11 protein-coding genes are annotated in these 14771 nt (G+C 67.5%); 3 read left to right on the forward strand and 8 right to left on the reverse strand.

Annotated features, from left to right (window positions below; all coding sequences use genetic code 11):
• Positions 1-114: 114 nt before the first annotated feature.
• Positions 115-1332 (reverse strand): bifunctional glucose-1-phosphatase/inositol phosphatase, encoded by a 1218-nt coding sequence (gene agp, locus RTY46_RS00290; RefSeq protein ID WP_312706125.1) that lies wholly within the window; start codon positions 1330-1332, stop codon positions 115-117.
• Between agp and RTY46_RS00295 the strand changes: the two genes are divergently transcribed.
• Entirely contained in the window at positions 1331-2239 is a 909-nt protein-coding gene (locus RTY46_RS00295; RefSeq protein WP_312706126.1) for a hypothetical protein, read from the forward strand. The two genes, agp and RTY46_RS00295, sit on opposite strands and share 2 nt — an antisense overlap.
• Positions 2240-2293: 54 nt before the next feature.
• On the opposite strand, the gene smrA is transcribed toward RTY46_RS00295, so the two are convergent.
• Positions 2294-4126, reverse strand: a complete 1833-nt coding sequence (gene smrA / locus RTY46_RS00300; protein WP_312706127.1) for a multidrug efflux ABC transporter SmrA — start codon at positions 4124-4126, stop codon at positions 2294-2296.
• An 88-nt stretch (positions 4127-4214) separates the two neighbouring features.
• A complete protein-coding gene (locus RTY46_RS00305; RefSeq protein ID WP_312706128.1) occupies positions 4215-5777 on the reverse strand; it encodes a serine hydrolase in 1563 nt (520 codons plus the stop codon).
• Positions 5778-5887: 110 nt separating this feature from the next.
• Between RTY46_RS00305 and RTY46_RS00310 the strand changes: the two genes are divergently transcribed.
• Complete coding sequence (locus RTY46_RS00310) at positions 5888-6331, forward strand: VOC family protein (protein ID WP_312706129.1); 444 nt, start codon at positions 5888-5890, stop codon at positions 6329-6331.
• A gap of 77 nt (positions 6332-6408) precedes the next feature.
• Complete coding sequence (locus tag RTY46_RS00315) at positions 6409-7356, forward strand: DMT family transporter (RefSeq protein WP_312706334.1); 948 nt, start codon at positions 6409-6411, stop codon at positions 7354-7356.
• 45 nt (positions 7357-7401) lie between these two features.
• Here the strand turns inward: RTY46_RS00315 and RTY46_RS00320 are convergent, their stop codons facing one another.
• The 5 genes from RTY46_RS00320 to RTY46_RS00340 all read right to left on the reverse strand — a co-directional run bounded on the left by RTY46_RS00320 (position 7402) and on the right by RTY46_RS00340 (position 14759).
• Positions 7402-8562, reverse strand: a complete 1161-nt coding sequence (locus RTY46_RS00320) for an AAA family ATPase (RefSeq protein ID WP_312706130.1) — start codon at positions 8560-8562, stop codon at positions 7402-7404.
• A 91-nt stretch (positions 8563-8653) separates the two neighbouring features.
• Positions 8654-9724: a sensor domain-containing diguanylate cyclase gene (locus RTY46_RS00325; RefSeq protein ID WP_312706131.1), complete on the reverse strand. Its 1071-nt coding sequence runs from the start codon at positions 9722-9724 to the stop codon at positions 8654-8656.
• Positions 9725-9809: 85 nt separating this feature from the next.
• On the reverse strand, positions 9810-10532 hold the full coding sequence (locus RTY46_RS00330) for a pseudouridine synthase (RefSeq protein ID WP_312706132.1): 723 nt from the start codon (positions 10530-10532) through the stop codon (positions 9810-9812).
• Between the two features lie 34 nt (positions 10533-10566).
• Positions 10567-12231: a diguanylate cyclase gene (locus RTY46_RS00335; RefSeq protein ID WP_312706133.1), complete on the reverse strand. Its 1665-nt coding sequence runs from the start codon at positions 12229-12231 to the stop codon at positions 10567-10569.
• A 110-nt stretch (positions 12232-12341) separates the two neighbouring features.
• Entirely contained in the window at positions 12342-14759 is a 2418-nt protein-coding gene (locus tag RTY46_RS00340) for an EAL domain-containing protein (RefSeq protein ID WP_312706134.1), read from the reverse strand.
• Positions 14760-14771 lie beyond the last annotated feature (12 nt).

The following is a 14771-nucleotide window of genomic DNA, read 5'->3' on the forward strand; positions in this document are numbered from 1 at the left end:
CCGGGCCGTTTTTCATGCAAGCGCCCCGCGTTTTCATCCACGCGTGGCGTGGATCTATGCGTGACATGGATGTTCCCGGTTTGTCAGTAGATCCACGCCATGCGCGGATGGCGTTCAATTCACCGCGCTATGCAGCAATCGCTCGAACTGCACGTCACTGCATCCGTCCTGCGCGCATCCCGGCAGGGTCAGCTCAACCCGCCCTGGCGGCTGTGCGTCAGTCAACGGCAGCGCATTACGCAATTGAACGCGCGTCGGATAGACATACGCCAGCCGGTAACGCGCGGCCCCGCTTTCACCCCGCCAGCGCTCGAACTGCAGCAGGCCGCCGATCGGCGTTCGCTCAAGCTGGCCAGGCAGCGTGTAATCAGATGCACCCAGCGCCGCCAGCACCGCGCCGATGTTGGAATCGTGGCCGACCATCAGACTGACTCTCGGTGCCTGCGGATCGGCAAACGCGGCGCTGATGTGCTCCAGCAACGGCGCCGCCACATCGCGTGCCAACTCAGGTGTGCCGAACAGGATGTCCTGGTAACCGTTGCGCACGCGCGCCAGGGCCTGCCACTGCGCGTCATCGCGCAAGCGCCCCCAGCCTGCGGCGCTTCCCGTACTGTTCTGGTAATCCTCCATCAACAACGCATCGACCATGCCATTGGCCAGCGCCAGCGATCCGGAGATCCCGGGCTCCCTGCCCGCTTCCGCGCGGAACTGGCTGTCGCCCACAGCCAGCGCGCACGGGCTGCGTCCTGCACAGGCCGGTGATGAGGCGTGTTCAACCACGGCCTCCACCACCTGCAGATCGGGCCCCAAGCGTGCCTTCGCTTCGGCCCTGTGCATGGCACGCAGGGCCCGGCGCTGGAAGCCGGCGTCATCGCGATGGATCACCGGGTCGAACAACGGATCCATCGTGCCCAGCGGGCGGCGCTGCTCCACCGTCACGTGGCAACCGGGGAACGCGCCGGCAACGAAGAACTGCGCCGTAGCCTGGGTGCGCTGCAGACTGTTGGCCAGCGCATGGAAGTCGCCGGCCTGCGGGCAGCCCGTTGCCGGAAGTACCTGCTGCCGGCGCAGCCACTGGCCCAGGTAGCGGCCCATGTAGACCTCCAGCACGCCGCCCTTGGTGGTCAGCTCGCCGGCGACAACGTCCCAGTTCACCCAGGCATGCGGCGTGGCCTCTGCCAGTGCACCCGAAGACACCAGTGGTGCGCGCAGGTTGTGGCGGCTGAGCAGCACCACCTGCTCCAACGCTGCTCCACCCATTTCGGCGGCAGGGCTCAGCGTCGGCGCAGACAGGAGGGCCAGCAGCAGGGCGCAGCGCGTGGTCAGAAGCATGCAGGACCTTGTCTGGGCAAAACGTGTGGCAGTACAGGATAGAGCCTGCGCGCCACCACATGGCGTTGCGCCGGCTGCGCTACTGTACCGGTATCGGCCACGGGCCAATCCAGGGATCAGGATCATGCACAAGGGCGGGGCCAACACCTGCATCGCACTGGGCGCAGCCCTGGCTGCCACGTTCGCCGCACCCGCGGCCTTCGCTGGCGATGCATACGACTTCCAGCAATGGGCCGCACCAGGCAATTGCGCAACCCTCCGCGCGACACCGCTGGAGAAGCGCACGTTGATCGACCAGGCCGACCCGCAGGATATCTCCGACCGGCTGGTGGACTTGCTTCTCTCGTTGCGCGGTACGCCAACCGATCTGCAGCCGCTGCGGCTGCCGGAGATCTGCCACCGCTTGCCGCTCAACCTGTTCGAATTGCCGATGCCGCCGCCGCGGGCCGAGCCCTGGAACCCGAACCCGCCGCCAGTACGCGCCGTGCAGGTGTCGGCGATGAACGGCACGGCTGAGCAGCCGTTCAGCCAACACCTGGAGGTGACCTACTACCCCGCCGCGGTGTACATGCGCTATTCGGTGGAAAAGCGCCGCGCCCCGGGCGAAGAGCGTCCCTACGGCAGCCAACCGCTTTACGAGGACGTCGGTGCACAGTGCCCGCTGCGTGCCGCCGAACTGCGGCAGCGCCTGTTGCGGGCCGGCTATGCGCAGAAGATGTACGGGCAGACGCCCCCGACCGACGAGTTCGCATTCACTGACAACGGGCCGTCCTACCAGTTCACCCGGGGCGACCGCGGCATCCGCGTTCACATGCAGGGTGACTATGCTGAACAGCGCCGTGATCCGGCCTCGAAGTGCGTTGCGCTGATCGAGGTCAGCATCGAACCGGGGCAGCAGGACCGCTAGCGTTGAATGGGGTCGGAGCCCTTTCCTGTGGAAAGGGCTCCGACCCCACAGCACTTACTGATCGGCCGCCATGAAACCGCCGGTCTGCCGCGCCCACAGGCGCGCGTACAGGCCGCCGGCATCAACCAGTTCGCCATGGGTACCGGTTTCGACGATGCGGCCCTGGTCCATCACCACCAGCCGGTCCATGCGCGCGATGGTGGAAAGGCGGTGTGCGATGGCGATGACCGTCTTGCCACCCATCAGTTCGTCCAGGCTGTCCTGGATGGCCGCTTCCACTTCCGAATCCAGTGCCGAGGTCGCTTCGTCCAGTACCAGGATCGGCGCGTCCTTCAGCAGCACGCGGGCGATGGCGATGCGCTGGCGCTGGCCACCGGACAGCTTCACCCCGCGCTCGCCCACATGCGCGTCGTAGCCACGGCGACCCTGCCCGTCCACCAGTGTGTCGATGAACGCCTCGGCACGGGCCTTGGCCACAGCGGCGCGCAGCTGTTCCTCGCTGGCGTCGGGGCGACCGTACAACAGATTGTCGCGGATCGAGCGGTGCAGCAGCGAGGTGTCCTGGGTGACTACGCCGATCTGCTGGCGCAGGCTTTCCTGGGTGACATGGGCAATGTCCTGGTCGTCGATCAGGATGCGCCCGCTTTCCAGGTCGTACAGGCGCAGCAGGATGTTGACCAGGGTGGACTTGCCGGCGCCGGACGGACCGACCAGGCCGATCTTCTCGCCCGGCTTCACCACCAGGTCCAGGCCGGCGATCACCCCGCCCTTCTTGCCGTAATGGAAGTGGATGTCGTGGAAGTGCACGCCGCCGTGGGCCACCTGCAGCGGCACGGCGTCCTCGCGGTCCTGCACGGTCAGCGGCTGGGCGATGGTGGTGATGCCATCCTGCACCGTGCCGATGTCCTCGAAGATGCCGTTGATGGTCCACATGATCCAGCCGGACATGTTGTGGATGCGGATGACCAGGCCGGTGGCCAGGGTAATCGCGCCCACCGTGATGTGCCCGCCGTTCCATAGCCACAGCGCGAGGCCGCAGGTACCGGCGATCAGGAAGCCGTTGACGATGGCGATGGTCAGGTCCATGCCGGTGGTGATGCGGGTCTGCGCGCGGTGCTTGACCGCCAGTTCCTGGATCGATTCGGCCACGTAAGCCTGCTCGCGGCCCCCATGGGCGAACAGCTTCAGCGTCGGGATGTTGGTGTAGCCATCGACGATGCGGCCCATGGCCTTGGAACGCGCTTCGGAGGCGACCCAGGCGCGTTGCTTCGCGCGCGGTACGAAGTACGCCAGGATCACCGCATAGGCCAGCAGCCACAGGATCAGCGGCACCATCAGGCGCCAGTCGGCCTGTGCGAACAGATACAGCGCGGTGCCGGTGTAGACCACGATGTACCAGAGCGAATCGACCATCTGCACCGCCGATTCGCGCAGCGACGTGCCGGTCTGCATCACCCGGTTGGCCACGCTGCCAGCGAAATCGTTCTGGAAGAAGCTCAGGCTCTGCCGCACCACGTAGTTGTGCATCAGCCAGCGCGAGCGGTTGCTCAGGCCAGGCACGATGGCCTGGTTCACCAGCAGGTTGTGCAGGCCCACCAGGATCGGCCGGGCGATGACGGTGATGAACAGCATCCAGCCCAGCTCGTTGGCGTGGCGCTGGAAGAAGCCGGCACCGGGCTGCTCGGCAACCATGTCGACGATGCGGCCCAGGTAATCGAACATCGCCACTTCCACCAGTGCCAGCAGCAGGCCGGCGATGAGGGTGGCCAGCAGCACCGGCCACACCGGGCGCAGGTAGTGCAGGTAGAACGGCAGCACCTTCTGCGGCGGCATGCGGCCGTCAACCGGTGGGAACACCGGAATCAGGGATTCAAACCAACGAAACATCACAGTCCCTCGCCATCAATCAGCGCGGGGATTATCCCATGCCGGGTGTTCATACCGCGCGCTCGCCGGGCATGGCCCGGCACTACCGTCATGGCGTGACCGGGGTGAACTGCAGGTCCTGGAAGTCGAAGCTGAAATCGGTCAGGTCCGAGATGGCCTGCATGCGCACCTCGCGCACCTTGCCGTCCGGGTCCAGGCTGAAGTTCACGAACGCATCGGCGTTGAGCGAGCGGTCGTCCCAGCGCACGATGAAGGTGTCGTGCTGCCAGTGCTCCAAGCGGCCGGTCAACTGCGCGGTCTTGGCAAAGCTCAGGCGCAGGCCCTTGCCCTCGGCCACGATGGCCATGTCGCCGTACCAGCGATCGCGGTACTGGCCGGCATAGCCACGCAGCGGCAGCGACGGCGTGCTGCCCTTGGCACGCTCGGCCTGGTGCCTGGCCCAGGCTTCATCGGCCTTGTCCTGGCCCTTGGCAACGCCCTTGGCGTAGGCGTCGACCCAGTCATGCTTCTCACCGCCCAGGTAGGCGTCAAGCACACTCAGGGTGATCGCATTGAAGGCCGCACCCGATTCCTGGTTGGTCAGCACCACCACGCCCAGCTTCTGGCCCGGCACCAGGGTCAGGCGCGAGACCATGCCCGGCCAGCCGCCGGTGTGCCAGACCAGTTTCTGCCCACGGTAGTCGCTCAGGCTCCAGCCCTCGCCATAGCCGGCGAAGTTGGCGCGGGCCGGCTCCAGCTCGGGCACGCTCGGCGCGGCGATGGCCTGTGGGGTGATCATCTGCCACATCGCTTTCTGGGTCTTGGCACTGAACAGCGGCGTGCCATCGGCCAGCGCGCCCTCGGCCAGCTGCACCTGCATCCAGCGCGCCATGTCGTGGGCACTGGAATAGATGCCACCGGCACCGGCGTTGTTCGACCAAGTGAGCGGCGCAACGGTACGCAGATCCTTGAAATCGTACTTGGCGTGGCCGATGGCCGCGTTGTCGCCCGGCTGCAGGTGGTCGGCGTTGTAGCGGGTGCCATCCATGCCGACCTTGTCGAAGATGCGGGTCTGCAGGAACTGCTGGTAACTCATGCCCGACACGTGCTCGATCACCTGCTGGGCGACCGCGTACAGGATGTTGTCGTAGGCATAGCGCTCGCGGAAGCCGCCCTTCAGCGGCACCTGGCCCAGCCGCTGCACCACCTCGGCATTGCTGTAGGAGGTGGTCGGCCAGAACAGCAGATCACCCGCGCCCAGGCTCAGGCCGCTGCGGTGCGAGAGCAGGTCGCGCAGGGTCATCTGCCCGGTCACGAAGGGATCGGACATGCGGAACGACGGCAGGTGGTCGATCACCTTGTCGTCCATCTTCAGCTTGCCGTCCTCGGCCAGCAGGTTCAGCGAAGTGGCGGTGAAGGCCTTGGTATTGGAGGCGATGGCAAACAGCGTATCGGCCTGCACCGGCGCCGGCTTGCCCAGTTCGCGCACGCCCCAGCCGCGTTCCAGCACGACCTGCCCATCCTTCACCACGGCCACGGCCACGCCCGGCACATCGAACTGCGCGCGCACGCGCTCGATCGTTGCGTCCAGGTCCTGCAGTTGCGGTGGGGTGGCCGCGTTGGCCAGGGTGGTGCACGCCAGCAGCACGGCGCCTCCGATCCAGTTTTTCATCCAGCACCATCTCCGAACAGGGGTTGCGGCCATGTGCAGACCGTCACCGGGGTTTCGCACGATGGTAACGGGCGGCGATCCACCCTGCCCTGTGCCATAGGAGGGGTGCCATGGTTGATGATCAGGCGGTGGGCAGCGGCTCCACCATCATTCCCTGCCTGCGCTACCGCGACGCGCTGGGCGCGATCGACTGGCTGCAGCGCGCGTTCGGCTTCCATGCGCAGGCGGTCCATGCCGAGGGCGACACGGTCTTACATGCACAGCTGGTGTTCGGCCAGGGGATGATCATGCTCGGGTCGGCCAGCAATGGCGGCAAATGGTCGAAGCTGGCGGTGCTGCCCGAGGAGGTCGGTGGCCGGCAGACCCAGAGTGCCTGCGTGATCGTGGCCGATGTGGACGCCCACTACGCCCGGGCCCGGGCGGCCGGTGCGCGCATCGTCATCGACATTGCCGACCAGGACTACGGCGGTCGCGGCTATGCCTGCGCCGACCCGGAAGGCTACCTGTGGTGGTTCGGCAGCTACTATCCATGGCGGGCTGGCCAGGGCCCGTAGCCGCAACGAAGCGGATCGTCGGGGACGCGTTGCCGCCGCCATCGCCGGCAACCCTGCGCATGCCGCACAATACCGCGATGACCACCGCCGACACCCGTAAAGCCCTCTGGCAGATCCACTTCTGTGTCCTGCTCTGGGGCGTCACCGCCATCCTGGGCAAGCTGATCACCCTGCCGGCGCTGCCGCTGGTGTGGTGGCGCATGCTGCTGGTGGTGGCCATGCTGGCACTGCTGCCACGGGTCTGGCGTGGCCTGCGCACCCTGCCACTGCGGCTGGTGGCCAGTTATGCCGGCATTGGCGCGCTGGTGGCGCTGCACTGGTTGACGTTCTACGGCGCGGTGAAGCTGGCCAACGCCTCGGTGGCGGCGACCTGCATTGCGCTGGCGCCGGTGTTCACCTCGATCATCGAGCCGTGGGTGGCCAAGCGGCCGTTCCAGCTGCGCGAACTGGCCTTCGGTCTGGCGGTGCTGCCGGGCGTGGCGCTGGTGGTGGGCGGCGTGCCCGATGGCATGCGCCTGGGCGTGCTGGTGGGCGCGCTGTCGGCGCTGCTGGTGGCGGTGTTCGGCTCGCTCAACAAGCGCATGGTCAGCCATGCCGACCCGCTGACGGTGACCGCGTTGGAACTGGGCGCCGGCACCCTCACCCTGACCCTGCTGGCACCGCTGATGCCCTACCTGCTGCCAGCGCTGGCAAGCCCGCTGTGGGTGGTTCCCGACCTGCACGACGGCATCCTGCTGCTGGTACTGGCCGGGTTCTGCACGCTGCTGCCGTTCGCCCTGGCCCTGGTCGCGCTGCGCCACCTGAGCGCCTACACCGTGCAGCTGGTGACCAACCTGGAACCAGTCTATGCGGTGGTGCTGGCGGTGGTGCTGCTGCGCGAGCAGCACGAGGTCACCCCGTGGTTCTACCTGGGCGTGGCGATCATCGTCGGTGCAGTGTTCCTGCATCCGCTGCTGAACCGCCGCAAGCCGGTGCAGCATCCGGAGATCCTTGGCACGGCCGAGGCGCGCAACATCGCCGATTGAGTGCCTGCACGCATGGCGTGGATCTACCGGGCATGCATTGCCGCTTCAGCGTTGCGGCCAATGCCACGCCGGGGCGTCCAGCAGCCCCTGCCCGCTCAACAACGTGCGGCCCTGCTGCTTGTGCAGATGCAGCGAGTGGCAGCCCGGTGCCTGCTCCAATGCGGCGATCAGGCGGCTGGCGTGTGACACCACCCAGACCTGGCTGCGTGCACTGGCGGCGATGATCAGCCGCGCCAGCGCCGGCAGCAGGTCCGGATGCAGGCTGGTCTCCGGCTCGTTGAGCACCAGAAGCGGCGGCGGCCGGGGCGTGTGCAGGGCGGCGGCCAGCAGCAGGAACCGCAGCGTACCGTCGGAAAGTTCTGCCATCGACAGCGGCCGCAGCAGGCCGGGCTGGTGGAAACGCAGGACCAGCCGCCCGTCAACGTCCTCGAAACTGACCGTGGCGCCGGGAAATGCATCGTCCACCGTCTGCGCCAACGCGTGCGGATCACCGATTTCCAGAATGGTCACCCATGCCGCGGCAAGGTCGCGCCCATCATGATGCAGCACTGGTGTGCGGGCGGCCATCGCCGGCTGCCGGGCCGGGGCATCTGCATCGCTGCGGAAGTGATCGTAGAACCGCCAGCGCCGTATGTACTCACGCAGCGCGATCACCTCTGGCATCCGCTGTGGGTCCCCCACCTGCGTGAACATGCTGTCGAACACGGAAAGGTGGTTATCGACCACTGCCCAGCCGGCACCATGGCGGCGCCGGACCAGCGCCCCTCTCCGGTCCACCAGCAGGTTGCTGCCGCGCAGGAACGGACCGGCCCAGATCGCCTCGGCCTTGATCTGCGGATCGAGCGCGAATGCGGAGCGGCTGGGCGGCGGGTAGCCAAGATCAATGGCGTAGCCGAATTCGTCGGCGGTAAAACCCAGCTTCAGACCGACCGCGTCCTGTCTAGGCCCACCCTGCAGCGGCAGTTCACCGCGCACAACGCGCGGATCGATTTTTTCCGGCCCCGCCCACAGCGCAGACCCCAGTCCGCCTTCGCGGGCGAGCACGGCGGCCACCCCGCCCTGTGCCGTTTCTGCCAAAGGGCGCAGCGCGCGGTACAGGCTGGATTTGCCGCTGCCATTGTCGCCGGTGACGACGTTCAACTGCCGCAGTGGCAGCGTCAGGTTGTGCAGCGATCGGTAGTGGGCAATGGCCAGGGTCTGCAGCATGGGCAACCTGCGTGCGGGAAAGCTCGATCATGGGCCGGCAGCATCGCAGCCGCTGCGACGCGCCCGGTACCGCTGTGGGCGGGCGCGCGGTTTACGGCGCCAGTTCCACCCGGTTGCGGCCACCCGCCTTGGCCCGGTACAGCGCGGCGTCGGCGCGGGCCAGGGTCTGGTCGGTGCTTTCACCGGGCTGGTACTGGGCCACGCCGATGCTGATGGTGACCGGGAATCCCAATGGCAGATCCGCCACCGCCATGCGCAGGAATTCGCACTGCAGTTCCGCCGTGCGCAGGTCGATGTCGGGCATCAGCGCCACGAACTCCTCGCCTCCATAGCGGGCCGCCATGCCACGCCCGCCGAAGTGCGAGCGCAGCAGCATCCCCAGTTCGGCCAGCACCCGATCGCCGGTGGCATGGCCCTGGAAATCGTTGATCTGCTTGAAGTGGTCGATATCCACCAGCGCCACGCAGGTCTGCCGCAGGTGCCCATCGGGGGTGGCCACCGCCTCGGCCAATGCGGCAGCCAGCGCCCGCCGGTTCGGCAGGCCGGTGAGCGCGTCGGTGCGGCTCTGCTCGGTCAGGTCGGCGTTCTGCGCAAGCAGCACCTCGTGGTACTCGGCCAGCAGGCGTTCGTAATCATCGCGCTCCAGCATGTGGCTCTGGATATCCAGCGCGAAGCGGCGCAGTTCCATCACCAGCATCACCTGCCGCGACAGCGCGGCCAGCGCTTCGGCCTTGTCCGGCGCCAACTGCTGCGGGCGCGCATCGAACACGCACAGCGTGCCCAGCGGCAGGCCGTCGCTGCTGACCAGCGGCGCACCTGCGTAGAAACGCACGTGCGGATCGCCGGTCACCACCGGGTTGTCATGGAAGCGGATGTCCTGCCGCGCGTCCTCCACCACCATGATTTCCTGCGGTTGCAGGATCGCGTGCCCGCACATCGACTCGCTGCGCAGGTTTTGCGCCGCATCGATGCCCTGGATGGATTTGAACCACTGCCGTTCGACGTCGATCAGGGTGACCGCCGCCATGCTGGTACCGCACACCGCCTTGGCGATCACTACCAGGTCATCGAACGATTTTTCGCGGTCCGAATCAAGAATGCGATAGCGGTACAACGCTTCCAGGCGCTGGGCTTCATTGGCGGGCTTGTCGGGCTTGATCATGCAGCGTCACGTTCCGGCAGGTCGCCGCCGAGTCTAGCCGATGTAGTGCCGGGCGATGCCCGGCAGCCATTCGCTTCAGGGTGGCTTACCAGTCCTGCTGCTGCGGCAGCAGCCCGTGCAGTTCCTGCTCGGTCAGGTTGCGCCATTGGCCCGGCTTCAGCGCACCGATCTTGATGTTGTCGATGCGCACGCGGCGCAGCTGGGTCACGCGGAAACCGAACTCCGCCGCCATCAACCGGATCTGCCGGTTCAGGCCCTGCTGCAGGGTGATGCGGAAACCGAACTTGGCAATGCGCGAGGTGCGGCACGGCAGGGTCATCTGGTTGTGGATGCGCACGCCGCGGGCCATGCCACGCAGGAATTCGTCGGTGACCGGCTTGTTCACCGCCACCAGATACTCTTTCTGGTGGCCGTTCTCGGCACGCAGGATCTGGTTGACGATATCGCCATTGCTGGTCATCAGGATCAGGCCTTCCGATTCCTTGTCCAGGCGGCCGATCGGGAAGATGCGCTGCTCGTGGCCAACGAAGTCCACGATGTTGCCCTTCACCGACGTTTCGGTGGTGCAGGTCACCCCCACCGGCTTGTTCAGCACGATGTAGACATGGCGGCGCGCGCCCGGCTTGCGCGCGGTCCGCACGCGCAGGGGCTGGCCGTCGACCAGCACGGTGTCGTCCGCGCCAACCACCGCGCCGGTGCCGGCCGGGTGGCCGTTCACGGTGACGCGCCGTTCGGCAATCAGACGGTCGGCCTCGCGGCGGGAGCAGAAGCCGGTTTCGGCAATGTATTTGTTGAGTCGGGTGGTCATCTGCCCATTATCCGGCATTGCCCCCCTTCCCGCCTCATGCAACCGCCGCCGGATCGGCAGTCTCCCCATCGAAGACCCGGTTGCGGCCACCGCGCTTGGCCACGTACATCGCATGGTCGGCACGCCGCAGCAGGGCCGCCAGGTCATCCTGGCCCGGGCGCCACTGTGCCAGCCCGATGCTGGCGGTAACCTCCAGACCCGGCACCTGCAGGCTCTGGCAGGCCTCGGTGATGCGCTGGCGCAGCACGTCCAGACGCCGCCGCGCGTCCTCGCGCGATACGCCCGGCAGCACCACCAGGAACTCCTCGCCGCCCATACGCGCGACCTCGTCCTGGCTGCGCACACTGGCGCGCAGGGCACGGGCCACTGCCACCAGCACCTGGTCGCCAATCTCATGCCCGTGGCGATCGTTGATGTCCTTGAACAGGTCGACATCGAGGAAACCGATGACCAGCTCCTTGGCCTCACGCTCCCCACGCTGCAGGTGCTCACCCAGCTGCTGCAGGCCGGCACGGCGGTTGGGCAGGCCGGTCAGCGAATCGGTCTCGGCCAGCTGCCGCATCTCGTCACGCTGCTGGCGCAGGCGGCCCAGCCGCAGGTTCAACGCGTAGGCAGCCATCATCAGCAGCCAGGTGACCGCCAGCTGCAGCGCTTCCACGCGGTATTCCAGCAGCCAGCCGGCGCTGGCCGCGTCAGCGGCGATCAAGGCCAGCATGGGGGCCAACGCAGCCAACCCGGCCTGCGCCCAGACATCGCCGCGCAACCGCGCCCACAGGCCGACGGCCAAGGACAGCGCGCAGCCCACGATGAAGGTGACCTGCAGCCCCACGGCCACGATCTTCAGCCCTTCGCGGCCCAGCCACGGCACCAGCACCGCCACGGCCAGCAGCCCCCACAGCACGATCTGCTGCGGCAGGCGCGAGCCTGGCAGCTGCCGATCGCCACCGTTCAGCCGCCACAACGCCGGCAGCGCCATGGCCAAAGTCGCCGCAGTCAGTGCGATCAGCCACCAGGCTGCGCGTTCACCGACCGGCAGCCAGGGCTCGGGGTAGCCGGACAACCCGCCCAGTACTGCCTGCCACAGCACCAGGATCAGCGTGGCGCCGATGTAGAACAGGAAACTGCGGTCGCGGGTGGTCAGGTAGCCCATCAGCGCCGACAGCGCCAGAGCGATGGCCACCGCGATGCACGCCGCACGCACCAGCAGGCGTGCGGTGTCGTTCTGCTGCACCGGACTGGGCGCGCCCAGGCGCAGGGTCGGTACCCACCGTGCTTTCAGCGGCGTCTGCCAGGACACGAAGAAGGGTTCATGGCTGCCGGCCCGCGGCACGGCCACCATGCCGATGCCGGCGCGGAAGCGCGAATCGCGGGTGCGCGCATCATCCATGTTGCCGCAGATTTCGCGCTCGCCATGCTGCAGCCGGACTTCGCCGGCAAACACGTTGAATACATCCAGCGCCTGCGGCTCGCCCGACCACCCGCCGGGCGGGGCGTCGACGCGCACCTGCTGGCGGGGGCCGGCCAGCATCTGCGGCGTACACGCGCGATGCGGGGTGGGCTCGCTGGTGGCCTCGCCCACCAGCAGATAATCACGCCCGGCATCGGCCGCGCGCGCATGGCCCAGCCAGGGCAATGCCAGCCAGGCCAGCAGCACCACCAGCACTGCCCCTACTTCCAACCGCACGCGCCTGCCGACCACGCTGTGTCCCGCTGTTGCTCATGCCCGCGCCCAGTGCACGTCGCCCCTGGGGTCATTATCGCAGTCTGCGGCGGCCGCGGTGTGTAGACCATAGGTGGGGGCGTCCACGGTCAGCCCGGCAGTCCGGGACCGCCGACCAGGCGCAGCGGGCGCTGGTCGGCCAGGGTCAGCCGCTCCAGCGGCTGCGGGCGTTCGATGGCAAAGCCCTGCAGGCCCTGCACCCCCAGTGCAGCCAGCGCCGCAGCCACTTCCTCGGTTTCCACCCATTCGGCCACCACTTCCATGTGCAGCTCGCGCCCCAGTTCGCTGATGGCACGTACCGTGGCATGGCTCACCGGATCGCTGCCCATGTCGCGCACGAAGGCCCCATCGATCTTCAGGATGTCGGCCGGCAACTGCCGCAGATAGCCGAACGAGGACAGGCCCGAGCCGAAGTCGTCCAGCGCCATCTGGCAGCCGCGGGCCTTCACCGCGTCGATGAAGGCCCGCGCCTGGGCCAGGTTGCTGATCGCCGCTGTTTCGGTGATCTCGAAACACAGCTTTGCCGCCAGCGCGCGGTTGCGTTCCAGCAGGTCGCAGACGAAGGCCAGGAAGCCCGGCTCGGCGATCGACTGGGCCGACACGTTGACGTTGCACAGGCCAAGCTGGCGCACGTGCGCCGGGCAGACCTGCAGATGCCGGAACAACAGGCCCAGCACATGCCGGTCCAGCGCCACCGCCATGCCATAGCGCTCCACCGCCGGCATGAACTGGCCCGGCAGGTGCAGCGCGCCGGCGGCATCGCGCATGCGCACCAGTACCTCGTAGTGCAGATACCCCGGATCGCCCACCTTGGCGATGCGCTGGGCGTAGAGCAGCATGCGGTTTTCGGCCATCGCAAGGCTGACCCGCTGCAGGCGCTCGGCCTCCTGCCGCCGCTCGTCCAGCGCCAGGCGGTCTTCGTTGAAGCAGTGGATGCGGTTGCGCCCCGCTTGTTTGGCCGCATAGCAGGCGCTGTCGGCCGCGCTCATAAGCCAGTTCACATCCTGCGCGTCGGCGGTGACTTCCACCACGCCGATACTGCAGCTCAGCTGCGGGCTGCCCTCGCTGATCGGGAAGGTGGCCTGGCCCAGATTGCGCAGCAACCGCTGCAGCACGCGCTTGGCCTCATCCTGGCTGGCGCGGGCGAGGAACACCGCGAATTCATCGGCGCCAAGCCGGCCGACCCAGTCACCATCGCGCACCGCGCCGATCAGGTACTCGGCGAAACCGCGCAGCATCTGGTCGCCGGCGGCGTGGCCAAAGCTGTCGTTCACCAGCTTGAAATGGTCCAGGTTGATGTAGCACAGCGAATGCACGCCGCCTTCCGAGCGCACCTGCAGCAGCGCGTTTTCCAGCAACCGCTCGATCTCGCGGCGATTGATCAGGCCGGTGAGCGGATCATGTCTGGCATGGTGTTCGATCTCGCGGGCCAGCGCATGGTGCTGGCTGACGTCTTCGATGATTGCAAACACCGAAAGCCCGCGACCGGGCGTGCGCACCCCGGTCCCACTCCAGCGGCCCCATACCAGGCTGCCGTCACGACGCCGGAAGCGCAGCTCACCCGGCCGCAGCTGACGGTCCCAGTCGATCTGCCCGTGCTCATCCAGCACCAGCTCACCGTCCATCAGCAGCTCGGCAAAGGCCATCTGCAACAGTTGATCGCGGCGGTAATCGAGAATATCGGCGATGGCCTGGTTGGCCTCGATCACCCGCCCCCGCGCGTCCAGCTTCAGCATGCCCACGTTGGCCTGGTAGAACGCGGCACGGAAGCGGCTTTCATGCTCACCCATGTCCTTGCCCACGCGCCGGGCCAGGGCAATGGCCATCAGCGTGATGCCCAGCACCGACACGCCGCCGACCACCAGGGTGGCGATGCGTACCGCCCGTGACATGTCCAGCAGGGCCTGGGAAAACGCCTTCGCCTGCGCCTGCAGGGTCTGGTCGATGTCGCGCAGGCGCTGCAGGTAGGCATCGCGCGCCTGCACCGACAAGGGGCCTTCATGGTGGCGCTGGCGCAGTTCGCTGATCAGCGCCTGCATGGCCAGCACGCCCGGGTCGGTCTGCCGCCACAGGGTGGTGGCATCACGGAACGCGCCGAAATCGCGGGCATGGCGGAACGAGAACACCAACCGCGCCACGTCACCCTTGGCGTTGCCGCCGCGCAGGAAGCCGGCGCGCGCGCTCGCCTCGTCCGGCTCGGGCTTTTCCAACGCCAGGCGCGCGTGCAGATCACCCAGCGGCAGCTGCAGCGCGCGCTCGGCATCATTCAGATCGATCAACTGGCCACGCACCAGGTATCGGCTCAGCGCCGAGGTGGCCTCCTGCTGGCCGCGCGACCAGTGCCCCTGGCCGGCAATCCAGGCGGTGGACGCCGCCTGCAGCTCCTGGATGACAGCCGACAGCCCGACCAAGCCGATCGCCATCCCGGTCAGCAATGCAAACCGCAGCCCCAACCCCCGGGTCATCGGCACCCGCCGGTCCTGCTGCTCGCTACCCCTCCTACCCATCCTGGATCCCCC

This window comes from Stenotrophomonas sp. (assembly GCF_032056425.1).
GTDB lineage: Bacteria > Pseudomonadota > Gammaproteobacteria > Xanthomonadales > Xanthomonadaceae > Stenotrophomonas.